The 23,183-nt window shown below is 65.7% G+C and carries 23 protein-coding genes, 1 tRNA gene and 1 pseudogene; 14 read left to right on the forward strand and 11 right to left on the reverse strand.

The window, feature by feature from the left end; translation table 11 throughout:
- Positions 1-200: 200 nt before the first annotated feature.
- Entirely contained in the window at positions 201-2,969 is a 2,769-nt protein-coding gene (gene aceE / locus B1A87_RS05345; protein ID WP_185982245.1) for a pyruvate dehydrogenase (acetyl-transferring), homodimeric type, read from the reverse strand.
- Positions 2,970-3,307: 338 nt separating this feature from the next.
- Here aceE and B1A87_RS05350 point away from each other — a divergent pair, with 338 nt between their 5' ends.
- The 7 genes from B1A87_RS05350 to B1A87_RS05380 all read left to right on the forward strand — a co-directional run bounded on the left by B1A87_RS05350 (position 3,308) and on the right by B1A87_RS05380 (position 8,388).
- Positions 3,308-3,727: a DUF3052 domain-containing protein gene (locus tag B1A87_RS05350; protein ID WP_078028748.1), complete on the forward strand. Its 420-nt coding sequence runs from the start codon at positions 3,308-3,310 to the stop codon at positions 3,725-3,727.
- Positions 3,724-4,221 (forward strand): peroxiredoxin, encoded by a 498-nt coding sequence (locus tag B1A87_RS05355; protein WP_078028749.1) that lies wholly within the window; start codon positions 3,724-3,726, stop codon positions 4,219-4,221. Before B1A87_RS05350 ends, B1A87_RS05355 begins: the two co-directional genes overlap by 4 nt.
- 9 nt (positions 4,222-4,230) lie before the next feature.
- Entirely contained in the window at positions 4,231-5,160 is a 930-nt protein-coding gene (locus tag B1A87_RS05360; protein ID WP_078028750.1) for an NAD-dependent protein deacetylase, read from the forward strand.
- Between the two features lie 82 nt (positions 5,161-5,242).
- Positions 5,243-5,318: transfer RNA gene (locus B1A87_RS05365), tRNA-Val, on the forward strand.
- A gap of 144 nt (positions 5,319-5,462) precedes the next feature.
- Positions 5,463-5,753 carry a hypothetical protein gene (locus B1A87_RS05370; RefSeq protein WP_078028751.1) on the forward strand — a complete coding sequence of 97 codons (291 nt, stop codon included), beginning with the start codon at positions 5,463-5,465 and terminating at the stop codon, positions 5,751-5,753.
- Positions 5,754-6,073: 320 nt separating this feature from the next.
- The gene (locus B1A87_RS05375) at positions 6,074-6,871 is read left to right on the forward strand and encodes an IclR family transcriptional regulator (protein ID WP_078028752.1); all 798 of its coding nucleotides are present in this window, start codon (positions 6,074-6,076) and stop codon (positions 6,869-6,871) included.
- A 167-nt stretch (positions 6,872-7,038) separates the two neighbouring features.
- The gene (locus B1A87_RS05380) at positions 7,039-8,388 is read left to right on the forward strand and encodes an MFS transporter (RefSeq protein ID WP_139362849.1); all 1,350 of its coding nucleotides are present in this window, start codon (positions 7,039-7,041) and stop codon (positions 8,386-8,388) included.
- Positions 8,389-8,484: 96 nt separating this feature from the next.
- Here B1A87_RS05380 and B1A87_RS05385 read toward each other — a convergent pair whose 3' ends face one another.
- Both B1A87_RS05385 and B1A87_RS05390 read right to left on the reverse strand, forming a co-directional pair.
- Positions 8,485-8,946 (reverse strand): DUF6278 family protein, encoded by a 462-nt coding sequence (locus B1A87_RS05385; RefSeq protein ID WP_078028754.1) that lies wholly within the window; start codon positions 8,944-8,946, stop codon positions 8,485-8,487.
- Between the two features lie 95 nt (positions 8,947-9,041).
- A complete protein-coding gene (locus B1A87_RS05390; RefSeq protein WP_078028755.1) occupies positions 9,042-10,106 on the reverse strand; it encodes a D-2-hydroxyacid dehydrogenase in 1,065 nt (354 codons plus the stop codon).
- A gap of 70 nt (positions 10,107-10,176) precedes the next feature.
- Here B1A87_RS05390 and B1A87_RS05395 point away from each other — a divergent pair, with 70 nt between their 5' ends.
- From B1A87_RS05395 to B1A87_RS05405, 3 genes and pseudogenes are all read left to right on the forward strand, one after another.
- Positions 10,177-11,109, forward strand: a complete 933-nt coding sequence (locus B1A87_RS05395) for an NAD(P)-dependent oxidoreductase (protein WP_078028756.1) — start codon at positions 10,177-10,179, stop codon at positions 11,107-11,109.
- Complete coding sequence (locus B1A87_RS05400; RefSeq protein ID WP_078028757.1) at positions 11,106-11,876, forward strand: SDR family oxidoreductase; 771 nt, start codon at positions 11,106-11,108, stop codon at positions 11,874-11,876. Before B1A87_RS05395 ends, B1A87_RS05400 begins: the two co-directional genes overlap by 4 nt.
- Positions 11,876-12,957, forward strand: a pseudogene (locus tag B1A87_RS05405) (L-idonate 5-dehydrogenase). The gene B1A87_RS05400 and the pseudogene B1A87_RS05405 overlap by 1 nt, the downstream one beginning before the upstream one ends.
- A 5-nt stretch (positions 12,958-12,962) precedes the next feature.
- Here B1A87_RS05405 and B1A87_RS05410 read toward each other — a convergent pair.
- Positions 12,963-13,691: a FadR/GntR family transcriptional regulator gene (locus tag B1A87_RS05410; protein WP_078028759.1), complete on the reverse strand. Its 729-nt coding sequence runs from the start codon at positions 13,689-13,691 to the stop codon at positions 12,963-12,965.
- Between the two features lie 239 nt (positions 13,692-13,930).
- On the opposite strand from B1A87_RS05410, the gene gndA reads away from it, so the two are divergent.
- Together gndA and B1A87_RS05420 are read left to right on the forward strand one after the other, a co-directional pair.
- Positions 13,931-15,367, forward strand: a complete 1,437-nt coding sequence (gndA, locus tag B1A87_RS05415) for an NADP-dependent phosphogluconate dehydrogenase (RefSeq protein WP_078028760.1) — start codon at positions 13,931-13,933, stop codon at positions 15,365-15,367.
- A 149-nt stretch (positions 15,368-15,516) separates the two neighbouring features.
- Positions 15,517-16,350, forward strand: coding sequence for an oxidoreductase (locus tag B1A87_RS05420; protein WP_078028762.1), 834 nt, complete (start codon positions 15,517-15,519; stop codon positions 16,348-16,350).
- Positions 16,351-16,352: 2 nt separating this feature from the next.
- Here B1A87_RS05420 and epsC read toward each other — a convergent pair whose 3' ends face one another.
- The 3 genes from epsC to msrA form a co-directional block, all read right to left on the reverse strand.
- Complete coding sequence (gene epsC, locus B1A87_RS05425) at positions 16,353-16,937, reverse strand: serine O-acetyltransferase EpsC (protein WP_078028764.1); 585 nt, start codon at positions 16,935-16,937, stop codon at positions 16,353-16,355.
- A gap of 41 nt (positions 16,938-16,978) precedes the next feature.
- Positions 16,979-17,914: a cysteine synthase A gene (cysK, locus tag B1A87_RS05430; protein WP_078028766.1), complete on the reverse strand. Its 936-nt coding sequence runs from the start codon at positions 17,912-17,914 to the stop codon at positions 16,979-16,981.
- A 65-nt stretch (positions 17,915-17,979) separates the two neighbouring features.
- On the reverse strand, positions 17,980-18,504 hold the full coding sequence (msrA, locus tag B1A87_RS05435) for a peptide-methionine (S)-S-oxide reductase MsrA (RefSeq protein ID WP_078028767.1): 525 nt from the start codon (positions 18,502-18,504) through the stop codon (positions 17,980-17,982).
- A gap of 100 nt (positions 18,505-18,604) precedes the next feature.
- Between msrA and B1A87_RS05440 the strand changes: the two genes are divergently transcribed.
- Together B1A87_RS05440 and B1A87_RS05445 are read left to right on the forward strand one after the other, a co-directional pair.
- Entirely contained in the window at positions 18,605-19,516 is a 912-nt protein-coding gene (locus B1A87_RS05440) for a Nif3-like dinuclear metal center hexameric protein (protein ID WP_139362859.1), read from the forward strand.
- 62 nt (positions 19,517-19,578) lie between these two features.
- Positions 19,579-20,316: a zinc ribbon domain-containing protein gene (locus tag B1A87_RS05445; protein WP_078028769.1), complete on the forward strand. Its 738-nt coding sequence runs from the start codon at positions 19,579-19,581 to the stop codon at positions 20,314-20,316.
- Positions 20,317-20,384: 68 nt separating this feature from the next.
- On the opposite strand, the gene B1A87_RS05450 is transcribed toward B1A87_RS05445, so the two are convergent.
- The 4 genes from B1A87_RS05450 to B1A87_RS05465 all read right to left on the reverse strand — a co-directional run bounded on the left by B1A87_RS05450 (position 20,385) and on the right by B1A87_RS05465 (position 23,102).
- Positions 20,385-21,149, reverse strand: coding sequence for a YaaA family protein (locus B1A87_RS05450; RefSeq protein ID WP_078028770.1), 765 nt, complete (start codon positions 21,147-21,149; stop codon positions 20,385-20,387).
- Positions 21,150-21,200: 51 nt separating this feature from the next.
- Positions 21,201-21,914, reverse strand: coding sequence for an alpha/beta hydrolase family protein (locus B1A87_RS05455; protein ID WP_144275727.1), 714 nt, complete (start codon positions 21,912-21,914; stop codon positions 21,201-21,203).
- Positions 21,911-22,057 carry a hypothetical protein gene (locus B1A87_RS22855; protein WP_185982246.1) on the reverse strand — a complete coding sequence of 49 codons (147 nt, stop codon included), beginning with the start codon at positions 22,055-22,057 and terminating at the stop codon, positions 21,911-21,913. Before B1A87_RS22855 ends, B1A87_RS05455 begins: the two co-directional genes overlap by 4 nt.
- Positions 22,058-22,322: 265 nt before the next feature.
- Complete coding sequence (locus tag B1A87_RS05465; protein WP_144275729.1) at positions 22,323-23,102, reverse strand: slipin family protein; 780 nt, start codon at positions 23,100-23,102, stop codon at positions 22,323-22,325.
- Positions 23,103-23,183 lie beyond the last annotated feature (81 nt).

Raw genomic sequence — 23,183 nt, forward strand, 5'->3', positions numbered from 1 at the left:
ATTTTGTGTAAAGGCTACAACCCCGGTTGTGCTGCATCACAACGCGCCATCGGCGCCGCATTGGCACTGCCGCAGCACGGCAAAACGACGACGACGGCCCCCACCTTTGGTGGGGACCGTCGTCGTTACGTTGTGCAGAGAGGGAACCCCGCCGGTTGAGCCTGCCGGAACCAGGTTTCGGCAGGCTCAACCAGCAGCGGTTAGGACTCGCCGCCCGCGTTGCCGGTGGTGCCGGCGTTGACGTCGAGCAGGCGGTACTTCTCAATCGCCTGCGCCGGCGCCTGGGCGTCAACCTCGCCGCGGCGGGCCAGCAGCTCCAGCGACCGCACCACCACCGAGTGGGTGTCGTTCTTGAAGAAGCGGCGTGCAGCGGCGCGGGTGTCGGAGAAGCCGAATCCGTCGGCGCCGAGCGAAGCGAACTCGTTCGGCAGGAACTGGCGGATCTGGTCCGGGACGGCCTTCATGTAGTCGGAGACCGCCACAATCGGACCGGTGGCCCCGGCGAGCTGCTGGGCCACAAAGGGGACCCGGGCCGGTTCGCCGGGGTTCAGGAACGCCTCTTCCTCGGCGGCCAGGCCGTCGCGGCGGAGCTCGTTCCAGGAGGTGACGGACCAGACGTCCGCGGAGACGCCCCAGTCCTCTGCCAGGATCCGCTGCGCGTCCAGGGCCCACGGCACCGAAACACCGGAGGCAAGGATCTGCGTGCGCGGGCCGTCGATCTTGGCCGGCGCCAGCAGGTAGATGCCCTTCAGGACTCCCTCAACGTCCAGCTCCTCCGGCTCTGCCGGCTGGATGATGGGCTCGTTGTAGACCGTGATGTAGTACATCAGGTTCCGGTCCGTGGAGTCCGGACCGTACATACGCTCGAGTCCGTCCCGCACGATGTGGCCCATTTCGTAGCCGTAGGCGGGGTCGTAGGTGACCACGGCCGGGTTGGTGGAGGCAAGCAGCGGGGAGTGGCCGTCGGCGTGCTGGAGTCCTTCGCCGGTGAGGGTGGTCCGTCCTGCGGTGGCGCCGATGATGAAGCCGCGGCTCATCTGGTCGGCTGCGGCCCAGAAGGCGTCGCCGGTGCGCTGGAAGCCGAACATGGAGTAGAACACGTAGACCGGGACCAGCGGCACGCCGTGGGTGGCGTACGCGGTTCCGGCGGCAGTGAACGCCGCGACGGCGCCGGCTTCGTTGATGCCGGGGTGGATCAGCTGGCCCTGGGCGGACTCCTTGTAGGCCAGGACCAGGTCCCGGTCCACGGACAGGTAGTTCTGACCCTTGGGGTTGTAGATCTTGGCGGTGGGGAAGAACGCGTCCATGCCGAACGTGCGGGCCTCATCCGGGATGATCGGCGCGATGTGCTTGCCGAAGTTCTTGTCCCGCATCAGGTCCTTGAGCAGCCGGACAAACGCCATGGTGGTGGCGGCCTGCTGCTTGCCCGAACCGCGCTTGGCCACCTCATAGGTCTTGGCCTCAGGCAGTGCGATGTCGGCATGCTTGGCGCGGCGTTCCGGCACGCTGCCGCCGAGCGCGGCGCGGCGTTCCATCATGTACTTGATTTCCGGCGCGTCAGTACCCGGGTGGAAGTACGGCGGCTGGTACGGATCCTTTTCGAGCTGCTCATCCGTGACCGGGACCCGCAGGTGGTCGCGGAACTTCTTGAGGTCGTCGAGGGTGAGTTTTTTCATCTGGTGGGTGGCGTTGCGGCCTTCGAAGTGCGGGCCGAGTCCGTAGCCCTTGACCGTTTTGGCCAGGATCACGGTGGGCTTGCCCTTGAATTCGGTCGCGGCCTTGTACGCGGCGTAGACCTTGCGGTAGTCGTGGCCGCCGCGCTTGAGGTTCCAGATCTGGTCATCGGTCAGGTCCGCGACCATGTCCTTGGTCTGCGGGGTCTTGCCGAAGAAGTGTTCGCGGACGAACCCGCCGGATTCGGCCTTGTAGGTCTGGTAGTCCCCGTCCGGGGTTTCGTTCATGATCTTCACCAGCGACCCGTCGGCGTCGCGGGCGAGCAGGTCATCCCATTCCCGGCCCCAGACCACCTTGATCACGTTCCAGCCCGCGCCGCGGAAGAACGCCTCGAGTTCCTGCATGATCTTGCCGTTGCCGCGCACCGGCCCGTCCAGGCGCTGGAGGTTGCAGTTGATCACGAAGTTCAGGTTGTCCAGGTTCTCGTTCGCGGCGAGCTGGAGCAGGCCGCGGGACTCGGGCTCGTCCATTTCGCCGTCGCCCAGGAACGCCCAGACCTGCTGCTCCGCGGTGTCTTTCAGGCCGCGGTTGTGCAGGTACCGGTTGGACTGGGCCTGGTAGATCGCGTTCATCGGCCCGATGCCCATCGAGACGGTGGGGAATTCCCAGAACTCCGGCATCAGCCGCGGGTGCGGGTAGGAGGACAGGGCGTGCCCGGCCTTGGACTTTTCCTGCCGGAACCCGTCCAGGTCCTGCTCGGTGAGCCGGCCCTCCATGAACGCCCTCGCGTACATCCCGGGGGAGGCGTGGCCCTGGAAGAAGACCTGGTCCCCGCCGCCGGGGTGGTCCTTGCCGCGGAAGAAGTGGTTAAAGCCGACCTCGTACAGCGTCGCGGCCCCGGCGTAGGTGGAGATGTGCCCGCCCACCCCGATCCCGGGCCGCTGGGACCGGTGCACCATCACGGCCGCGTTCCAGCGCATGTACGCCCGGTACCGGCGTTCGAACTCCTCGTTGCCCGGGAACTCCGCTTCCTGGTCCGCCGGGATCGTGTTCACATAGTCCGTGGTGGTGACCATCGGAACCCCGACGCTCTGGGCGCCGGCACGCTGCAGGAGACTGCGCATGATGTATTGGGCACGCTCGGTGCCCTGTTCCCTGATCAGCGAATCCAGGGACTCAACCCACTCGGCGGTCTCTTCCGGATCACGATCAGGCAGCTGGTTAGTCAACCCGCTGAGGATATGGGAGGTATCTTCTCCTGCAGCCACGTCCAACCTCTCTTTGCGCGCATTCATCGGCGCCCTCAGGTCCGGCAGGGTAGCTGCCCGGCGTGAACGCGACGTGTGCGACATATCGGTTACAACAGCCCGGTCATGTGCGCCGGGCAGGGTTTTATCTCGTCTACGACTGCCAATTGATCCAGGGCGGTCGCCCCGCAGGCATAGATGTCACCAGTCACTCTAGCTGTGACGGCTTGCCGATGCGTAGCCGCGCCTGACGCCCCTGCCGTATTTGACCGTCATACTGGTTGTGTGACGCAGAATAAGCCGCACCGCGGCCGCACTGGCTTGAAGCACACGCCTAAAGGGTGTTGGCTTGGAGTAATCGATATCACCATTCATAGGAGGAACACGTGAGCGAGGCCGACGCCGCCACTTCGGTAAATGTGGCGGAAAAATTGGGTTTCAAGAACGGGGATCTGATTCAGGAGTTCGGTTACGACGACGACGTCGACTTCGACTTGCGTGACGACATAGAGGATCTCACCGGGTCTGAACTCCTGGACGAAGACGATCATGACGTTGTGGATGCCGTCATCTTCTGGTGGCGGGACGGCGACGGCGACCTCGTGGACACGCTCATGGATTCACTGACCACACTGAGCGAGAACGGTGTGGTCTGGGTGCTGACGCCGAAGTCGGGGAGGTCCGGTTACGTGTCCCCCGCAGAGATCCAGGAAGCCGCGCCCACTGCCGGGCTTCACCTCACTACATCAGCGGGTGTGTCCAAGGACTGGAGCGCCACCCGCCTGGTGACCAGGAAGAACAAGTGACGGCACCCGGCTCCGTTGCCACAACGGACGTCGTCAGTGCGCCCGCGGTAGGGGAGCAGGCGCCGGATTTCACGCTGGTGAACCAGTTTGGTGAGCCCGTCCGGCTGGCCGACTTCCGCGGCCGCAACGTGGTCCTGGTCTTTTATCCGTTCGCTTTCTCCGGCATCTGTACCGGCGAGTTGTGCGAGATCAGGGACAACCTTGCTGTCTTTGAGCATTCCGACGCCGAAATCCTGGCCGTCTCGGTCGACAGCAAATTCGCCCTGCGGGCGTATGCCGAGCAAGAGGGCTACGGCTTCAGCCTGCTGGCTGACTTCTGGCCGCATGGCGCCGTGGCTGAAAAGTACGGCGTCTTTGACGCGGACAGCGGAATGGCGCGCCGCGGAACCTTCATCATCGACGGCGGCGGCACCGTCCGCTATGTCGTCGTCAACCCCCGGGGCCAGGCCCGCGACCTCGGCGAATACCGCCGCGTGCTGGCGGGGCTGGCCTAGGTCCGACTCATGGACCAGCGGCGCAGCGGGATCGGCCTGACGGGTTTTGCCAGTCAGCCGCCCGCGCCCCGGGCGCACCCGTCTTCCGATGACCTCGAAGTGCTGGGCGGCATCAAGGAACTGCTGTCCGGGCTGCGCATGGCGCTCCTGACCGGCGCCGGCCTGAGCACGGATTCGGGGATCCCGGATTATCGGGGGCCCGATTCGCCGCCGAGGTCGCCCATGACGTACCAGGAGTTCGTGCAGGATGCGGCGAACCGGCAAAGGTACTGGGCACGGAACCACATCGGCTGGTCCCACCTCCGCCGGGCTGATCCCAATGCGGGCCACGCCGCGGTTGCCGCGTTGGAGCGGCGGGGCCTCCTCACCGGGCTGATCACGCAGAATGTGGACCGCCTGCACGAGGACGCCGGCAGCGTGAACGTGGTTGACCTGCATGGCCGTTTTGACCGGGTGATCTGCCTGGACTGCAAACGTACATACTCCCGGCAGCTCCTCGCAGCCGTCCTGGAGGAGCTGAATCCGGACTTCCTGCGCCGGGCACTGGAATCCGGAGCCGGTAAAATCGCGCCGGATGCCGACGCCACAGTGGAGGACGCTGAACTTGTCGGCGGCTTCGTGGTTGCGCGGTGCCCTGCCTGCGGGAGTGTCCTCAAGCCGGACTTCGTGTACTTCGGCGAGAACGTCCCCAAGGACCGGGTTGAGCGCGCCTATGCCATGGTGGACCAGGCCGCCGCGCTGCTGGTCGCCGGTTCCTCGCTCAGCGTCATGAGCGGGCTTCGCTTCGTCCGGCATGCCGCGAAACAGGGCAAGCCCGTGGTCATCATTAATCGCGGCGATACCCGCGGCGATGAGCTTGCAACCATCAAGCTCGCAGCCGGGGTGAGTGAGGCACTTGCCTGGCTGGCCGCGGAGCTGCCCGGACTTCCGGAGCCCTGACCCGGATTGGCGTTTCAGGCCTTTGATCCGGTAGAGTCTATGTTCGTTGGTTGGAGCGCTTCGGCGTGAAAGTCGGCGAAATGGGTCTTTAGCTCAGCTGGTAGAGCGCCACGTTTACACCGTGGATGTCATCGGTTCGATCCCGGTAGGACCCACCACGAAAACCCCGTCCGCAGGCCTGTCCTGCCGGGCGGGGTTTTGTGTTGCCCGGGGGATGCCCTCCGGCTGCTGCCGCCGGACCCTAAAGCCGTGCTTTGAAAGCCGGACCCTAAATTGTCACTGCCCCGCCATAGTCTGCGGGCATGGAACATGTACTGGTGAAAACCGCTACCGACGGCCGGCCCGGTGCCGTCATCCGTGGCGGCCGTGAGTGGACTGTTGGGGCTGAGCCGGTCCGCTGGTTCGAACGCGTCAGCTGGTGGGAGGCCGAGCGCAGAATGCCCCTGGGCCTCAGCCGCGTGGACGTGGAGGTGTGGCGCCTTCAGGCGAGATTGGGGCGGAACGAAGGCTCGGCCCTGACCACTATGGAGATCATGCGCGACGGCCTGGGTGGCGGCTGGAAGCTGCGCAGCGCCATTGCCGATGCGGCTTAAAGATGCGGCTTAAATTGGAAAAGCCTTCCACCGCGACTATTGGGGGATGCCGCGGTGGAAGGCTTACTTTGAATATACCGTGAACATTTGGAAACACGAAACTGTTTCGCCGTTCCGTCTGTAATTGACTTCGCCGTGCTCTCCCATTGATCTCCTGCCTCCCGCTTCGGTGCCGGACGCTGGGCCCATTGACGGCAAAAGCCATTATGATGGTAAGTGTTCAGCCAAATGAACAGATGCTGCGGGCTTCCGCTGTGTTGCCAAGGCTGGCCGCCGAAGCTGCCCGCGCTGTCAGAGCGCGCACCGATTGAAGGAGAATCATGGTCGATTCCCGCACCGCCCGGCCCAACGACGGATTGGGCAGCACTTCGCCGGCGCCGGCTGTCACCAGGGCGGCAGCCGTTCTGGAGGCCCTCGCAGGATCGGCCACGGGCCGGCTGACCCTCAGTGACCTGGCCCGCGAGCTGGGCATACCCAAGTCGTCGACGTCCAACCTGCTGCTCGCCCTCGAGGAGGCGCGGCTGATCAGCCGGCAGGGAGCCGAATATACCCTCGGCCGCAAGCTGGTCGAGCTCGGTGCAGCGTACCTGAGCCGGCTTGACGAGGTGCAGGAGTTCTACCGCTTCTGCGAGCAGGCACCCACCCTCTCCGGGGAAACCGTCCGCATCGCAATGCTGGATGGCACCAACGTGATCTACCTTGCTCGTTATGAGGGCCATCCGGCCGTCAGGCTGACATCCAACATCGGTGACAAAATGCCGGTTTCGCTGTGTGCTGTGGGCAAGGCCCTTATTGCCCGGCTCCATGACCATGACATCGACGCCATGTTTGCCGATGATGCGGAGCTTCCGGTGCTGACCCCGAAGTCCTTGCGCACGGGGGCGGAACTCAAGGCACAGCTCCGGGAGATCCGCGAGAAGGGCTACGCCTTCGAAGATGAGGAATCCACCACAGGCGTTGTCTGCCTCGCCGTGTCCGTGCCGACCCGCGGTGCTCACGGGCCCAGCCTGGGGCTTTCGGTGACCGCGCTCAAGGCGACGTTCTCCGAGGAGCAGGGCTCCCAAATGGTCAAGGAGCTCAATGAACTTGCGAGGTCCTTGGGCAATCCCATGGGCTGAACAAGCCTGCGATCCGCGTCACATTAGCGCCTTGGGGTGCGTGGCAACCTTGGGTATTGGCGAGTTGTTCATCATGTTGTACTCTGTTCAACATAGTGATCGACGCCATGGTGTTGCCGCTATCCCACAGGCCAACGGGGGCCTGTTGTGTCTTTGAGGGAGTGCTTGTGACTACTCGTACTGATTCACCGCTGGCTGATGCGGACGGCGCCGTCGTCGATCCGCAACAGCTGCGAAGGGCAACTCTTGCCAGCTCCGTCGGCTCCGCTCTGGAGTACTACGACTTCTACATTTACGGGCTCGCTACGGCCCTGATCTTCGGGCCGCTGTTCTTCAAGCCGCTCGGCGACGACGGCGCGCTGATCGCGTCCTTCGCGACCTACGGTGTGGGTTTCGCCGCCCGCCCGTTTGGCGGCATGATCTTCGGCTACATCGGCGACAGGTTCGGCCGCAAGATGGTGCTCATCCTGACCATCGGCCTGATGGGCTCCGCCAGCTTCGCGATCGGCCTGCTGCCCACGTTTGAGCAGGCGGGCATGCTCGGCGCAGTCCTCCTCGTGACGCTGCGCATCCTGCAGGGGCTCGGTGCGGGAGCCGAGCAGGCCGGCGCCACGACGCTTATTTCCGAAGTCGCACCGCGCCGCCGTCGTGGCTTCTTCGCGTCCTTGCCGTTCGTCGGTATCCAGCTGGGCACACTCCTTGGTGCCGGAACCTTTGCGCTGATTGCCATGGCCGACAAAGCTGTCCTGGAAGGCTGGCTGTGGCGTGTGCCGTTCCTGGCGAGCGTGATCCTGATTGCGGTGGCCATATTCATCCGGCTTCGGCTCAAGGAAACCCCGGTCTTCCAGGAGCTGGAGAAGCACAAGAGTGTGGTCAAGAACCCCATCGGCCAGCTGTGGAAGCACTCCAAAAAGAACGTCCTCATCGGCATCGGCCTGCGCATGGGCGAGAACGGCAACTCTTCGATCTACTCCGCCCTCCTGATCGCATTCCTGGCTTCGAAGGACGGGGTATTCCCGGGCGACAAGTTCATCGGTCCCGTTGGACTCCTCATCGCAGCAGGCTTCGCTGCCGTCATGGTGGTCACTTTCGGTGCACTGTCGGACAAGTTCGGCCGCGTGCCGGTGTACCGCTACGGCGCGCTCTTCCAGGCTGTCATCGCGCTCCCGGCGTTCTACTTGGTCACCCTGGGCAATGTCACGCTGGTCTGGGTGGTCATGGTGGTGGGCATCGCCCTGGGCGTCCAGTCCATGCTCGGCCCGCAGTGCCCCTTGCTGCCTGAGCTTTTCGGTTCCCAGTACCGCTTCACCGGTGTGGCCATGAGCCGGGAGCTCTCGGCTGTCATGGCGGGCGGGCTGGTTCCGCTGGTGGGGGCATCGCTCCTGGCGGCAACCCACCACTCCTGGCTGGTCCTCGCGTTCTACTCACTGGTGCTTGCGCTGATCTCCTTTGTTACCACGTTCTTCACTCCTGAGACCGTGGGCCGCGACCTCCTGCTCACCGAAGACGCCAGCTAGCGCCACGCCAGCTCGCAGCACTGTTACTTCGCCAGGGCCGCGGCCCCTTCCACAAGGGAGGGGGCGCGGCCTTTCGCTGTTTCCAGGCCTACTGAGTCAGGTTTCAGACGCCACGATTTCCAATACGTGCGCATAGTTCTGCAGGAGAGTCGGCGTACGCCTGACCAAGCGCTTCTCGGCGACAGAGACGACGGAAACTGCAGTTTTCCGGGTCACCCGGACGCACGGGCTGCCGTGTTCAATGACTTCCCAATGAGCCCCAGGGACAGTGTGAGTAAGGAGGTTGCCATAGAACATGCCGATGGCGCGGACCAGCTTGGCCAGAGCGGCTCGGTCCGTGAAGCCATCCATCAGCCGATCGATGGCTGCAAGGCCCTCTTCTGAGCGGGGTAGATCGTGCCCGATGGAATGGAAGTAGGCCAGCAGTTCGTCGTAACCACCAACGTTGGTCGGCGCAGGAGCGGGGGCGTCCGGTGCAGGTGTGTATTCGGCATGCCGGCGAGGAATTCCCGGTGGAAGGTGATGCAGCGGTTCCTCGTAGCGGCCGGCGCCCATCATGTCGAAAGATTACGCCGGATGAGGACCTTTTGAACCGCAAAGGGCGGCCCTTCCGTTTCCGGAGGAGTCGCCCTTGGGGTCAGGAGCAGTGCGTTCTAGTAGAAGTGGACCATGTCCACGAGGTGGGGGAGTTCGCCGCCGTCGAGGAAGGTCCGCAGGTTGCTGCAGAACCGTTCCGTGATGAGGCGGTTTTCAGCGGCGCTCAGGGCTGACGTGTGCGGCGACACCATCACCTTGGGGTGGTCCCACAGCGGGCTGTCCTGGGGGAGCGGCTCCACGGCGAACACGTCGAGGCAGGCATACGAAACCTGGCCGCTTTCCAGGGCCTCCAGCAACGCATCCTCATCCACCACGGTTCCGCGTCCCACGTTCACAAACACGGTGCCCGGCTTCATGGCCGCGAAGATTTCGCGGTTGAAGAGCCGCTCCGTGTAGGGCGTGCCGGGCAGGGTGTTCACGACGGCGTCGGCGGAGGCCAGCAGGCCGGCGAGGCCGCTGTTGTCGGCCACTTCTTCGATGCCCTCGATTGGCTCCACGTTCCGCTTGGTCCCGCTGACCTTCATGCCGAGGGCTCGGGCGATCCGTGCCGTTTCGAGGCCGATTTCGCCGAGCCCGGTGACCACCAGCGATGAGCCGCTGACCAGTCGCGTCGGGGTCCGCAGTTCCGGCCAGACCTTGGCGGCCTGGTCCTGGGCAAGTTCGGCGCTCCGCTTGAAGCCGTTGAGGATCCCCAGTGCGGCGAACTCGGCCAGCGGCAGGGCGTGGACTCCTGCCGACGTGGTCACCTTGAACTTGTTCAGCGTTTCGGGGTCGAGGCCGGAGGCCTTCACGGCCCCGCCTGCCCCGGCCGCCATGGCGTGGATCCACTGCAGGCGCGGGTTTTCCCGCGCTATCCGGGCCAGCCCTGCGGGGCTTTCGTTCGGAAGGCCGTACAGCACCTGGGCCTGGCCCAGCATCCCCCAGTAGCGCTCCTCCTGCTCGGGGGTGCGGCTGAAGGCCGGGTCGCCGGCATGGTCGGCCGGGAAGCGCTCCGGAGGCAGCAGTTCGGGTTCGTAGAGAACGGTCACGGAAGGGTCTACGGCGCGGATGCGTTCCACCAGCTCGGCTTCGAGCGGGACGGCGATCGCGACGATGGTTTCAGTCGTCATAGTGTTCATCATACTGAATAGAGGCTAGGATACTGAACAGATTTCCATACATTAACCACGAAGATGTGAGGTTGCGCTGCATATGAATGTACAGAGAGCAGGCTTCGTCGGCCTGGGACTGATGGGGGCGCCCATGGCGGCAAACCTACTCAGGAACGGATGGTCCGTCACCGCCTGGAACCGCTCGCCCGCCGCGTCGGAAGAATTCCGGCAGCGTGGCGGCGAGGTGGCAAGTGAGGTGGCAGGACTCCGCGACGAGCCCGTGACCGTCTTCATGCTCCCGGATCTGGCAAACATAGAGGAGGCCTCGGCGGGGCTGCTGGCCAGCTGGGCGGACAGTCCTCCCGCGCGCGGCACCGCCCTGGTGGTCATGAGCAGCGTTTCCCCCGAGGGCGTCCGCGCATTCGGGCGCCGCGTGTGGGAAGCCAGCGCGGGCAATGCCGTGGTGGTCGACGCGCCGGTCAGCGGGGGCACCGTCGGCGCTACGGACGGGACCCTGGCCATCATGGCCGGAGCCGACGACGCAGCTGACTTCCGCAGGCTGCAGCCGCTGTTCGAAGCCATGGGAACCACGGTCCGGCTGCTGGGCCCCCTCGGCGCTGGATCACTCGCGAAGGCCTGCAACCAGCTGATCGTGGGAACCACGACGGCGGCGCTCGCCGAAGCGGCAGAGCTCGCCGAGCGCTCCGGCCTGGAAGTCGCGGCATTTTACGAGGTGCTCGCCGGCGGACTTGCCGGAAGCAGGGTCCTGGACATCGTCGGCCCGCGGCTCGTGCGCAAGGACTACACACCCACCGGGCCCGCCAAGTTCATGCACAAGGACCTTTCCTTCGTCGTTGAGTCGGCCGAAGCGGCCGGTGCAGCTGTCCCCATGGCGAGGGCCGGCGTCGAACTCTACGCGGAACTCAAACGGCAGGGTCTGGGGGACCAGGATCTCGCCGTCGTAAGGCAGACCATTTCGAATCTCAGCAGGACAACAGCGGACGCCGCGAAGAGAGGGCCCCTTCCAGAATGAGTGCACTTTTTGATCTGTCCGGGCGGATAGCGTTGGTGACGGGTTCGAGCCGGGGGATCGGTAATGCGTTGGCGCGGGCGCTGGCGGATGCCGGTGCCACGGTGGTGCTGAACGGGCTGAATCCGGAGCGGCTCAAGGATGCCGAGGCGGCGATGGCGGCGGATTATGCGCCGGGCCGGGTGCGTGGCTGCGCGTTTGATGTCACGGATGATGCCGAGGCTGCGCGGGGTATTGCGTGGGTGGAGGAGCAGGTGGGTCCGCTGCAGATCCTGGTGAATAACGCCGGGATCCAGCACCGGGTGCCGATGCTGGAGCTGGATGTGAAGGACTGGGAGCGGGTGATTGCCACGGATCTGACCAGCGCGTTTCTGGTGGGCCGGGAGGCGGCCCGGCACATGATTGCGCGCGGGCGCGGGAAGATCATCAATATCTGTTCGGTGCAGACGGACCTGGCCCGGCCCACGATCGCCCCGTACGTTGCGGCCAAGGGCGGGCTGCGGAACCTGACCCGGGCGATGACCGCGGAGTGGGCGGGCTCGGGGCTGCAGATCAACGGGATCGCGCCGGGCTACATCCATACCGAGATGACGCAGAACCTGGTCGATGACGGGGAGTTCAATGCCTGGATCCTGGGCCGGACGCCGGCGCACCGCTGGGGCACGGTCCAGGACCTGGCCGGGCCGGCGGTGTGGCTGGCCTCGGACGGTTCGGATTTCGTGAACGGGCAGACGATCTTCATCGACGGCGGAATGACGGTGGTGGTCTGATGACGGCATCAACAGAGGCAGAGGCTTCAACGGCGTTGCCGGTGTCGGGCCTGGCGGTGGTCGCGCACGCGAAGGGCGATCTGCGGATCGAGGAGGTCCCGTTGGCCGTGCCGGGGCCGGAGGAGGCCGTCGTGGAGGTCCTGTACGGCGGGATCTGCGGCTCGGACCTGCACTACTGGCTCCACGGAGCGGCGGGCGAGTCGATCCTGAAGGCGCCGCTGGTGCTCGGACATGAAGATGTGTATAAGAGACACGGGCGGGTGGTCCGGGCCGCCGCGGACGGCACCGGCCCGGCCGCGGGCACCGCGGTGGCGGTGCATCCGGCCACCCGGGTCCGGGCGCGGCCCGGTATCCGGCGGACCGGCCCAACCTCTCACCCGGCTGCACCTATCTGGGCAGCGCGGCCCGTTACCCGCACACCGACGGCGCGTTCAGCCGCTACGTGAACCTGCCGGTGCGGATGCTCCGGCCGCTGCCGGCAGGCCTTGACCTGCGCACCGCGGCGCTGATCGAACCCGCAAGTGTGGCCTGGCACGCGGTGGCCCGGGCCGGGGACGTGACGGGCAAGACCGCCCTGGTGATCGGGTCCGGCCCCATCGGCGCGCTGGCCGTCGCGGTCCTGAAGCGGGCCGGCGCGGCCCGGATCGTCGCGGTCGACATGCACGCCAAACCGCTCGAGATCGCCGCCGCGGTCGGCGCGGACGAGGTCCTGGCCGCCGGCGACGCGGACGCGATCGCCGCCGTCGAGGCCGACGTCGTGATCGAATCCTCCGGCAACCACCACGGGCTGGCCTCCGCGATCCGGGGCGCCGCCCGCGGCGGGACCGTGGTGCTGGTCGGGCTGCTGCCCACCGGCCCGCAGCCGGTCCTGATCTCCCTGGCCATCACCCGCGAACTCGACCTCAAGGGCTCCTTCCGCTTCAACGACGAAATCGACGACGTCATCGCCGCCCTCGCCGACCGCACCCTGCACATCGAACCCGTCATCACCCACGAATTCCCGGTCCAGGACGCCCTCGAAGCCTTCACCGTCGCCCGCAACTCCGCCGAATCCGGCAAGGTGCTGCTGAGCTTTGCGTAGAGCTGCTAGCGGCGTTGCACCGGGACGAACACCCGCGGCTGCTCCAGCCACACGGGCTCCATCTCCGAGATGGTCTGGCGCATGATCATGCTTGACGCCTCGCGGGCTTCGGCGGCGTCGCCGGTGAAAATGGCCTTGGCAACGTCCAGGTGCCATTGGAGCACGACGTCGCGGGGGCGGTCCGGCATCAGCCCGTGCACCGTGCGGCCGGTCAGTGTCTCGGCCACCTGGCCTACGAGGTTGGCGAACATTTCGTTGCCGGACCCGCTCAGCAGCAGGGAGTGGAACTGGATGTCCAGCTCGAGGAACCGGGGCACGTCGCCGGCCTGCCCGGCGTCGCGCATGGCGAGCGACACCTCCAGCAGCTCCTGGCGGAGATCGTCCGGAGCGTTCACGGCGGCGAGTTCCGCGGCAACGGGTTCGACGGCGGACCGCAGTTCCGCGAGCGACCTTAGCTGGGCGCCGCGGCCTTCGCCGGCCAGCCGCCAGCGGATGACCTGGGGGTCGAAAGGGTTCCAGCGGTGGGGCGGGAGGACCCTGATTCCCACGCGTTTGGTGGTTTCCACCAGGCCGAGTGACTGGAGCACCCGGACGGCCTCACGGACCACCGATCGCGACACGTTCAGTTCGTCCTCCAGCTGCTCCGCCAGCATGACGTGGCCCGTGGGGAGGCTTCCGCCGACGATCCGGGTTCCCAGGTGCTCGATGGCACGGTGGTGGAGGCTGGTTGACATATTGGTAAGCATAATCGGGCGGCGCCGGTTTGTTTCCCGCCTCACCCCCGGCCGCGGGCGCGCGCAGCGCCGCACATCATAGACTGTTTGTGACGCGCGTCTTTCCACTACGTGGGCGCCACTTTCCCCACGTGCCCCGCAATACATATGGTTTATTCACAGCCACTTTGCCTTAAGCGTGTTCCGCAGGACGTGCGGGACCCATTGCACACGTTGCACAGAAATGAATTGGAGTTTTGATGTCAGCACACATCGGTGTCACCGGCCTTGCGGTGATGGGCGCCAACCTTGCGCGCAACCTGGCCCGGAACGGCTTCACCGTTGCCCTGCACAACAGGTCGGTCGAGAAGACCGACACACTGCTGGAAAAGTACGGTCACGAAGGCGACTTCGTCCGGACCGAGAGCCTGCAAGAGCTCGTTAACTCGCTCGAGAAGCCGCGCCGGGTCCTGATCATGGTCAAGGCCGGCAAGCCGGTTGACTCCGTGATTGAGCAGCTCGAACCGCTGCTCGAGGCGGGCGACATCATCATCGACGCCGGCAACTCGCACTACGAGGACACCCGCCGCCGCGAAGCCGCCCTGGCCAAGAAGGACCTGCACTTCGTCGGCATCGGTGTCTCCGGCGGTGAGGAGGGCGCACTCAACGGCCCGTCCATCATGCCAGGCGGTTCCAAGGAGTCCTACGACGCCCTCGGTCCGCTGCTGGAAAAGATCGCCGCTAACGTCGACGGCCAGCCCTGCTGCGCCTGGATCGGCACCGACGGCGCCGGCCACTTCGTCAAGATGGTCCACAACGGCATCGAATACGCCGACATGCAGGTCATCGGCGAAGCCTTTGATCTCCTCCGCTCCGGCGCCGGCATTGAGCCGGCCGAGCAGTCCAAGATCTTCGCCGAGTGGAACAAGGGCGATCTCGCCTCGTTCCTGATCGAAATCTCCGCCGAGGTCCTCGGCCACGTGGACACCCGCACGGGCAAGCCGTTCGTGGACGTCGTCGTCGACGCCGCCGGCCAGAAGGGCACCGGCCGTTGGACGGTCATCTCCGCCCTCGAGCTGGGATCCCCGACGTCGGGCATTGCCGAGTCCGTGTTCGCCCGCGCACTGTCCTCGCAGGCCGAGCAGCGCAAGCTGGCCCAGGAACTCCTCGCCGGCGAGGAAATTGCCGTGGAGGTCCCGGAGACGTTCGTCGAGGACGTCCGCCAGGCGCTGTACGCCTCCAAGCTGGTTTCCTACGCTCAGGGCCTGGACATGCTGACGTCCGCAGCCAAGGAATACGGCTGGGACCTGAAGCTGGACGAGATCGCTTCGCTCTGGCGCGGCGGCTGCATCATCCGTGCGGAATTGCTCAAGGAAATCACCAAGGCCTACGCCGCCGACGAGAAGCCGGCAAACCTGCTGTTCGCCCCGGCCTTCACCAAGGCCATCGCCGAGGTCCTTCCGGCCTGGCGCCGCGTGGTTGCGACGGCTGTGCAGCTGGGTATCCCCGTGCCGGTCTTCTCCTCTTCGCTGGCCTACTACGACGGCCTGCGCCGCAAGCGCCTGCCGGCTGCCGTGATCCAGGGCCAGCGCGACCTGTTCGGCGCCCACACCTACGGCCGTGTTGACGCTGAGGGCACGTTCCACACCCTGTGGGGCGAGGACAAGTCCGAGATCGAGGCAGTGGACACCCACTAGTCACCGGCTAGCGCAGTCTCCGGCTAGCGCAGGACCGTTCCGACACCAACGGCCGGCACATCCCCGATACTCTGGGGAGGTGCCGGCCGTTGTTGTGTCCGGCGCCAACTGTTCCGCCGAACACCGTTCCCCAAATCTAGGAGTCACGAGTGTCCCAGCCAGTAGCGTTCGTCACCGGAGCATCCACAGGCATCGGATTTGAGGCAGCGAAAAAGCTCGCCGCCAGCGGATTCACGGTCTACGCCGGGGCACGGCGGGTGGACAGGATGGAACCCCTCAAAGCCCACGGCGTCAACGTCCTGGAACTGGACGTCACGGACGAAGAGTCGATGAAAGCCGCCGTGGACACCGTCCTGGACGCACACGCCCGGATCGACGTCCTGGTGAACAATGCCGGCTACGGCTCCTTCGGTGCGCTGGAGGAAGTGGATCTGGCGGAAGGCAGACGGCAGTTCGATGTCAACGTCTTTGGCCTCGCGCGGATGACCCAGCTGGTCCTGCCGGCCATGCGCGCCGCGGGGCACGGGCGGATCATCAACATCTCGTCCATCGGCGGAAAGTTCTACGAGCCGCTCGGCACCTGGTACCACGCCACCAAGTTCGCCGTCGAAGGCCTCAGCGATGCCCTGCGGCTCGAACTGAAGCCGCACGGCGTCGGCGTATCAATCATTGAACCTGCCAGCACCCTGACTGAATGGGGGCGCATCTCCGCTGAGGGGCTGCTGGCCAGCTCCGGACGCGGCCCGTACATGGACCAGGCAAAGGAAATGGCCGCTGTGCTGGCGTCCACTGACAGGCCGGCCACGTCCACGCGCCCGGAAGTCGTAGCGGACGCAGTCCTGCATGCGGCCACCTCGGCGCGCCCTAAGACGCGTTACCCCGTAGGCCGGGGCGCGGCCGCAATCCTGGCGCTGCGGCGGATCCTGCCGGACCGGGCGTATGACGCCGCCGTCATGGCCGTCCTCAAGCGCGTAGCGCGCTGAGCTTAGATCCGGTACTCGATGTAATACTCGGCCGGATCCACGGCCGGTTTGGTCTCACGCTGGGCGTCACGGTGGCGCCAGCTGGCCGGTACGCCGGTCACGATGGACTCTGGCGGCGCATCCTTGACGACGACGGCGTTGGCGCCCACTGCGCTGTCCCGTCCGATCGTGATGGGCCCGAGGATCTTTGCCCCGGCCCCGATCGTCACACGGTCCTCGATGGTGGGGTGGCGCTTCACCTTCGCGAGCGACCTGCCACCAAGGGTCACACCGTGGTAGATCATCACGTCTTCGCCGATTTCGGCCGTCTCACCGATCACCACGCCCATGCCGTGGTCGATGAAGAACCTGCGTCCGATCGTGGCACCCGGATGGATCTCGATTCCCGTCAGGAACCGCGTCAGCTGCGAAATGAGCCGCGCCGGAAACCGAAGTGCAGGATTCTGCCACAGCTTGTGCGTCAGCCGGTGCGCCCAGATGGCGTGGAGCCCGGAATAGGCGAAAAAGTTCTCAAAAGAGCCTCGAGCCGCCGGGTCGTGGGACCGGGCGGCGTCGAGGTCTTCCTTAAGTCTTGCGAAGAAGCCCACAAAGATCTTTCTACAGGAAACGGAAAGCAGCTGGTTAAGGCTTAGCCCCGGATGTCGTCATAGAGGACGGTGGAGATGTAACGCTCACCGAAGTCGCAGACCACAGCCACAATCAGCTTGCCCGCGTTCTCCGGGCGCTTGGCGAGTTCCAGCGCGCCCCAAACGATGGCGCCGGACGAGATACCGCCTAGGATGCCTTCCCTGACGCCGAGGTCCCGGGCCACGGCCACGGAATCCTCAAGGGTGGCGTCCAAGACCTCGTCGTAGACGTTGGTGTCCAGGAGCTCGGGGATGAAGTTGGCGCCGAGGCCCTGGATCTTGTGCGGGCCGGGTGCGCCGCCGTTGAGGATGGGGGAGTCCTTGGGTTCGACGGCCACGATCTGGACCTCGGGCTTGCGTTCCTTCAGGACCTGCCCGACGCCGGTGATGGTTCCGCCGGTGCCGATGCCGGACACAAAGATGTCGACCTTGCCGTCGGTGTCTTCCCAGATTTCCTCGGCCGTGGTCTTCCGGTGGATCTCCGGGTTGGCCTCGTTGGCGAACTGCTGTGCCCAGATGGAGTTCTCCGTGTTGGCCACGATTTCCTGGGCCTTCTCCACGGCGCCGCGCATCCCTTCGGACCCCGGCGTCAGCACAATCTCGGCACCAAAGGCGCGCAGCATGACACGGCGTTCGGTGGACATGGTCTCCGGCATGGTCAGGATGACCTTGTAGCCGCGGGCAGCACCCACCATGGCCAGCGCGATGCCGGTGTTGCCGGACGTACCTTCAACGATGGTCCCGCCGGGCTTGAGCGCGCCGGACTTTTCAGCGGCGTCGATGATGGCGACTCCGATGCGGTCCTTGACGCTGTTGGCCGGGTTGTAGAACTCGAGCTTGACGGCCACCTGGGCATCCAGGCCCTCGGTCAGCCGGTTCAGCCTGACCAGGGGGGTGCCGCCTACCAGCTGCGTTACATCGTCGTAGATCCGTGCCATGTACTTACGCCTATCTCTCAGGAGGGAATACTTTGGTCAGCCTAACGAGGGCGCAAGCGACCCTGCTAAGCATTAAGCCATGCAGAGTAATATTTCCGTGCCTTGGCCAGCTTGGGGTTGATGATGACCTGGCAGTAACCCTGTTCGGGGAACTTGGCGTAGTAGTTCTGGTGGATATTTTCCGCGGGATAAAAGTCAGGAAGCCGGCTGACCTCAGTCACGATGGGCCGTGACCACAGGGCCTGGTTCCGCTCGATCGCTTCCTCGAAGAGGATCTTCTCCTCGGTGGTCTCATAGAACATGGATGAGCGGTACTGAGTGCCGACGTCGTATCCCTGGCGGTTGAGCGTGGTGGGGTCATGCAGGGCGAAGAACATGTCCAGGATGACGTCGGCGGGGATGACATCTTCGTCGAAGGTTACGGCAACAACCTCCGCGTGGCCGGTGGTGCCTGAGCAGACGGAGTAATAGTCCGGGTGGCGGTCGTGGCCGCCGGTGTATCCCGAGACGACGGACGTGACGCCCTTCGTTTTCTGGTAAACGGCGTCGAGGCACCAGAAGCATCCTCCGCCAAGCACAAAAGTTTTCATGTCCTCTTCAATGGTTCAGGCACGCGGATGATTCCCCAAGTAACCCTACGGCCTCGTAACGGCCACGGGACAGGCCCGACTGTAGGGTAAAAATATGAGTATGGAACCTGTGAACAGTGACGTGGCAGCAGCACCGGAGGAAACTCCGGAAGACGCCGCGGAATCACCTGCTGCAGCCACGCTCGGGCAGCTCATGCTGGCAGTCGAAGAGCTCTGGCCCGAGTCGCTGGCCGAGGAGTGGGACGAGGTGGGCCTCGTGGCAGGACACCCGTCCGCTGAAGTCACCCGGGTCATGTTCGCCGTGGATCCCACGCTTGAGGTGATCGACGAGGCCATCGAATGGGGCGCGGAGCTCCTCATCACGCACCATCCCCTGCTGCTCAGGGGTGTCACCACCGTCGCGGCGAATACCGCCAAAGGCAGGGCGGTCCACCGCCTGATTGAGTCGGGCACGGCGCTGCTGACCGTCCATACGAACGGCGATTCCGCCGTCGGAGGCGTCTCCGACGTGCTGGCCGACGCCCTGGGGCTGGAAAACGTTGCACCGCTGACCCCTGCCGCCAACGGCCTTCCGGAGGAAGGCATCGGCAGAGTGGGGGACCTGGCCGAGGCAACCACCGTGGGCGAGTTCGCGGCCCGGGTCTTCGGCATCCTGCCGTCGGTGGCGGGCGGCGTCCGGGTCTCCGGGGACAAGGACGGCCTGGTCCGCCGGATTGCCGTCTGCGGCGGGGCGGGGGATTCGCTCCTGGACGAAGTGCGGGCCAGCAATGCGGACCTGTTCGTCACGGCCGACCTCCGGCACCACCCGGCGTCCGAGGCGCGCGAGGCCGCGGTCAACGGCCGCCCTTACCTTATTGACGTGTCGCATTTCGCCAGCGAGTGGCTGTGGCTTCCGGCTGCGGCGGACGCGCTCGGAAATGTCCTCGGGGACCAGGGCCTCGACGTCGAGATCCGGGTGAGCACCACCAACAGCGATCCGTGGGACTTCATTCTGACTCCCGGCGGGGACTAGAGTCTATAAAGCCCCCGTAGGGGTGCCCGGCGCAGGCCGGATGGGAACAAGCGGAGGTAATCGTGGCCAAGGCAGCACCGGCGGAACAGTTGAAGTTGCTCGATCTCCAGGGCCTGGACGCCAGGCTCAGGTCACTGTCCAACCGCCGCCGCAGCCTTGAAACCGATCCCCGGATCTCGGATCTCCAGGCGGCGCTCGGAATCGCCAACGGAGAGCTCGGTGCCGCGAAGATGGCCGTCCACGATGCGGAGGCGGAGCTGAAGCGCTCCGAGGCCGATGTGGAGCAGGTGGCCAGCCGCATTGAACGGGACGAAGCAAGGCTCAACAGCGGCACGGGCCTGTCCAAGGACCTCGTGGCCCTGCAAAAGGACATCGCCTCGCTCAACAAGCGGCGCTCCGATCTTGAAGACGTCGAACTCGAGGTGCTGGAGCGGCTGGACGGCCTGCGCGAACGGCAGGCGGCCCAGCAGCGCATCGTTGACGACATCCAGGGCTCGTTCGGCGTGATCCGCGCGGAACTCGACGCCGCCCTTGCCGAAATCGCCGCCGAGGCAACCGAGGTGGCCGCCCGGCGCGCCGAGTTCGCCGCAGGCCTGGATACGGGAATGCTCGCCGTGTACGAAAAAACGCTGGCAAAGCGCGGAGTTGGCGCCGCCAGGCTCTTCCACGGCACGTCCGAAGGCTCCGGCATGCAGCTGAGCCCCGGCGACCTCGCCGAAATAAAGGCCGCAGCCGAGGACGACATCGTCTTCTGCCCCGACTCCGGCTGCATCCTGGTGCGCTCCGCCGAATGGGTCTGACCCAACTGGGTAGCAGTACGCACGGTTCCCAGCGCTGAGAACGGCGCCTGCTGCTACCTACTTGGGTGTCAGCCGGGCAGGATGATGTTCAGTGCATGTGCCTTGCGGGCCGTGCCGGGCACGAGCTCCGAAGTCCACGTCTCGCCCGCGGCCTTGTGCAGCTGCTGCGGCGTCTCCGGAGCCTTGCCCCGCCGGGTCAGCAGGTGCCGGGCCAGCTCGCCCCGGGTGTGCTTTGCGAAGTGGCTGACCACCTTGCGCACGCCATTCACCTCAGTGAAGACGTTCACGGCCACGGTGTTCGACGCCGGGGGAGTCCACGCCGCGGCATAGGTGCTCGACCGGCAGTCAACCAGCAGCTCGCCGTCAGCCGCGGCGGCGAGGGCGTCCGTGAGCTGCGGTTTCCAGAACGACGCGAGGCGTCCGACGTCGGGCAGTGCCGCTGACATGGACAGCCGGTAGGCGGGGACCGGGTCCGCGAACCGGATGGCTCCCCAGAGTGCAGAGACCACCAGCACCGATTCATCCGCCCTGCGGCGCTGGACCGGCGTCAATGTCTTGTAGCCCAGCGCATCGTAGAGCACCCCGGAGTAGACCTGGTGCGCCGGCGCGGCCGGTTCCGCGTGAAGCCGGGTGTTGCGTTCGACGTCGTCCTTCAGAGACGCTCCGACGCCCAGAATGGCGAGGGCGTCCTCGTGCGCACTGACCGTTCCCAGGGCATCGAGCACCTTGGCCCGGTAGGTGTTGAGCTCAGGGAAGCTCAGGGACGCCCAGTCCATGGAGTTGCCGCGGACGGCCGGAGTCTTGCCTTCGGACGGGGGGAGCAGGATTAGCACCGTACGATCTTACCGGTGCGCGTGCCGGAGGCACTTTCCGCAGGCGCAGGCTCAGCCGAGGTGCCAGCCCAGGAATGACACGACATTCGGCAGGACGGACCGCCAGTAGGCCTCATCGTGGCCACCGGGCTGAAAGCCTCCTTCGGCCGGGACGGGGAGTCCGCGAACGTAGTCCCTGACCGTGGCGAACAGCTCGTCTTCGGTACCGCAATCGATCCGTTTGGGCGTTGCTGCGAGCCGCGGCCGGAGCGCGAACACGTCGTTGGCCGCGAAATCGGCCGGGCTGTCGAAGGCGCTTTCTATTCCCGCGTCGTAGCTGGCCCAGACTGCCGGACTCATGGCCGCCACAGCCCGGAGTCCGGGGAGCCGGGCCTGCGAGGCCAGAAGGAGGGAACCGAAGCCGCCCATTGACACGCCGAAGAGGCCGATCCGCCCAAGGTCGTAGCCCTCGCCGCCGAGGAAAGGCACAAATTCCTTCACGAGCATCGACTGGGTGTCGCTGCCGTCCGCGCGGGCGTGCCACCAGGTGTCGCCTCCGTCCACCGCGGCAATGGCGAACGGCGCCCCGCCGGCGGCGAGATGGCGCCCTAGGACTGCCTGCGCCCCAAGAACATCGAAAATTCCCCTGTTGTTGCCGCCCAGGCCATGGAGGAAGACGGCAACGGGATAGTCCGTGGCGCCCCTGCCGGGCACAGCGGGCGTGGCGATAGTCCAGAGGGTGGCCGCCGCGGGCCGGAACGTCGAGACGAAGGAGCCGGTGGTCATTTCCACCGCCGGAGGGCCGCCAGGGATTGTCGACGGCGGCGCTGTGGCCGCCGTCGTGCTGTCCGCTTTCGCGCTGGCCGGTGCGGGCCCTGTCTCTTATACACATCTAGATGTGTATAAGAGACAGGCTGCCAGCGCGGCAACGCCGGCTCCGGACGCTGTCCACTGCAGCAGCCGCCGTCGCGCTACGGGACGGTTGCCCATGCCCCGATCATAAGCCTCAGCCGGCCGCCGGCCGCCTGCCGCCGGGCGCCTGAGGCGGGCGGTGCCTGCCACTCCGGCCCCGGCCGAACGGACGGGCCGGTGGCTAGGCGGCCTTGACCTGTGACGGCGGGGCCTGGGACGTCACCGCCTGCGACGACGCGGCCTGTGACGCTGCCGCCTGCGCGGCCTGTCTCTTATACACATCTAGATGTGTATAAGAGACAGGGCCAGGAACGCCGAGAGCTCACCGATGGTGCTCATCAGCGGCGCCGGGAAAACAACGGTCGTGTTCCTGTCGACGCCGATCTCGACCAGGGACTGCAGGTTCCGGAGCTGCAGTGCCAGCGGATGCGCCATCATGGTGTCCGAGGCGTCGCCAAGGGCGGCCGCCGAGATGGCCTCGCCCTGGGCGGCGATGATCTTGGCGCGCTTCTCCCGCTCGGCCTCCGCCTGGCGGGCCATGGCGCGTTTCATGCCGTCCGGCAGCTGGATGTCCTTCAGCTCCACCAGCGTGACCGCCACGCCCCACTCGAGCGTCAGGGCGTCCAGGATCTCGCGGATGTCGGTGTTGATCTGCTCCGTCTCTGACAGTGTCTGGTCAAGGCTGTGCCGGCCCACCACCTTGCGCAGCGTGGTCTGGGCGATCTGGTTGATGGCGGCAGCGACGTTCTCGATCGCCACCACCGACTTCACGGCGTCCACCACCCGGTAGTACGCCACTGCGGAAATGTCGACGCTGACGTTGTCCTGCGTGATGATGCCCTGCGACTGGATGGGCATGGTCACGATCCGCAGGCTGACCAGGTGAAGCCGATCGATGACCGGGATGATGAAGCGAAGCCCCGGCATTCTGACTCCGACCACCCGGCCCAGCCTGAAGAGCACGCCCTGCTCATACTGCCGGACGATCCGGATGGACATCCTCGCCGCAATCAGCAGCAGGACGACGAGGATGGCGACAATAACGATGCTGGTGGGGTCCATGGGATCCCCTCCTTAGTGAGAGTTCTAGCGTATTAATTGTCTCACCGAGCCCCGGGGCCGGCGCGGAGCGGGGCAGGCAGG

It is taken from the genome of Arthrobacter sp. KBS0703 (assembly GCF_002008315.2).
In the GTDB taxonomy this organism is placed as follows: Bacteria; Actinomycetota; Actinomycetes; order Actinomycetales; family Micrococcaceae; genus Arthrobacter.

What these genes read in the sequence shown, in the direction of transcription:
- B1A87_RS05465 (WP_144275729.1), bottom strand. Translation starts at nt 23,102, where the DNA reads ATGGACCCCACCAGCATCGTTATTGTCGCCATCCTCGTCGTCCTGCTG.
- B1A87_RS05395 (WP_078028756.1), top strand. Translation starts at nt 10,177, where the DNA reads ATGAATGTACAGAGAGCAGGCTTCGTCGGCCTGGGACTGATGGGGGCG.
- aceE (WP_185982245.1), bottom strand. Translation starts at nt 2,969, where the DNA reads ATGAATGCGCGCAAAGAGAGGTTGGACGTGGCTGCAGGAGAAGATACC.
- B1A87_RS05400 (WP_078028757.1), top strand. Translation starts at nt 11,106, where the DNA reads ATGAGTGCACTTTTTGATCTGTCCGGGCGGATAGCGTTGGTGACGGGT.
- B1A87_RS05410 (WP_078028759.1), bottom strand. Translation starts at nt 13,691, where the DNA reads ATGTCAACCAGCCTCCACCACCGTGCCATCGAGCACCTGGGAACCCGG.
- gndA (WP_078028760.1), top strand. Translation starts at nt 13,931, where the DNA reads ATGTCAGCACACATCGGTGTCACCGGCCTTGCGGTGATGGGCGCCAAC.
- B1A87_RS05440 (WP_139362859.1), top strand. Translation starts at nt 18,605, where the DNA reads ATGGAACCTGTGAACAGTGACGTGGCAGCAGCACCGGAGGAAACTCCG.
- B1A87_RS05385 (WP_078028754.1), bottom strand. Translation starts at nt 8,946, where the DNA reads ATGATGGGCGCCGGCCGCTACGAGGAACCGCTGCATCACCTTCCACCG.
- B1A87_RS05360 (WP_078028750.1), top strand. Translation starts at nt 4,231, where the DNA reads ATGGACCAGCGGCGCAGCGGGATCGGCCTGACGGGTTTTGCCAGTCAG.
- msrA (WP_078028767.1), bottom strand. Translation starts at nt 18,504, where the DNA reads ATGAAAACTTTTGTGCTTGGCGGAGGATGCTTCTGGTGCCTCGACGCC.
- B1A87_RS05390 (WP_078028755.1), bottom strand. Translation starts at nt 10,106, where the DNA reads ATGATGAACACTATGACGACTGAAACCATCGTCGCGATCGCCGTCCCG.
- B1A87_RS05455 (WP_144275727.1), bottom strand. Translation starts at nt 21,914, where the DNA reads ATGACCACCGGCTCCTTCGTCTCGACGTTCCGGCCCGCGGCGGCCACC.
- B1A87_RS05370 (WP_078028751.1), top strand. Translation starts at nt 5,463, where the DNA reads ATGGAACATGTACTGGTGAAAACCGCTACCGACGGCCGGCCCGGTGCC.
- cysK (WP_078028766.1), bottom strand. Translation starts at nt 17,914, where the DNA reads ATGGCACGGATCTACGACGATGTAACGCAGCTGGTAGGCGGCACCCCC.
- B1A87_RS05375 (WP_078028752.1), top strand. Translation starts at nt 6,074, where the DNA reads ATGGTCGATTCCCGCACCGCCCGGCCCAACGACGGATTGGGCAGCACT.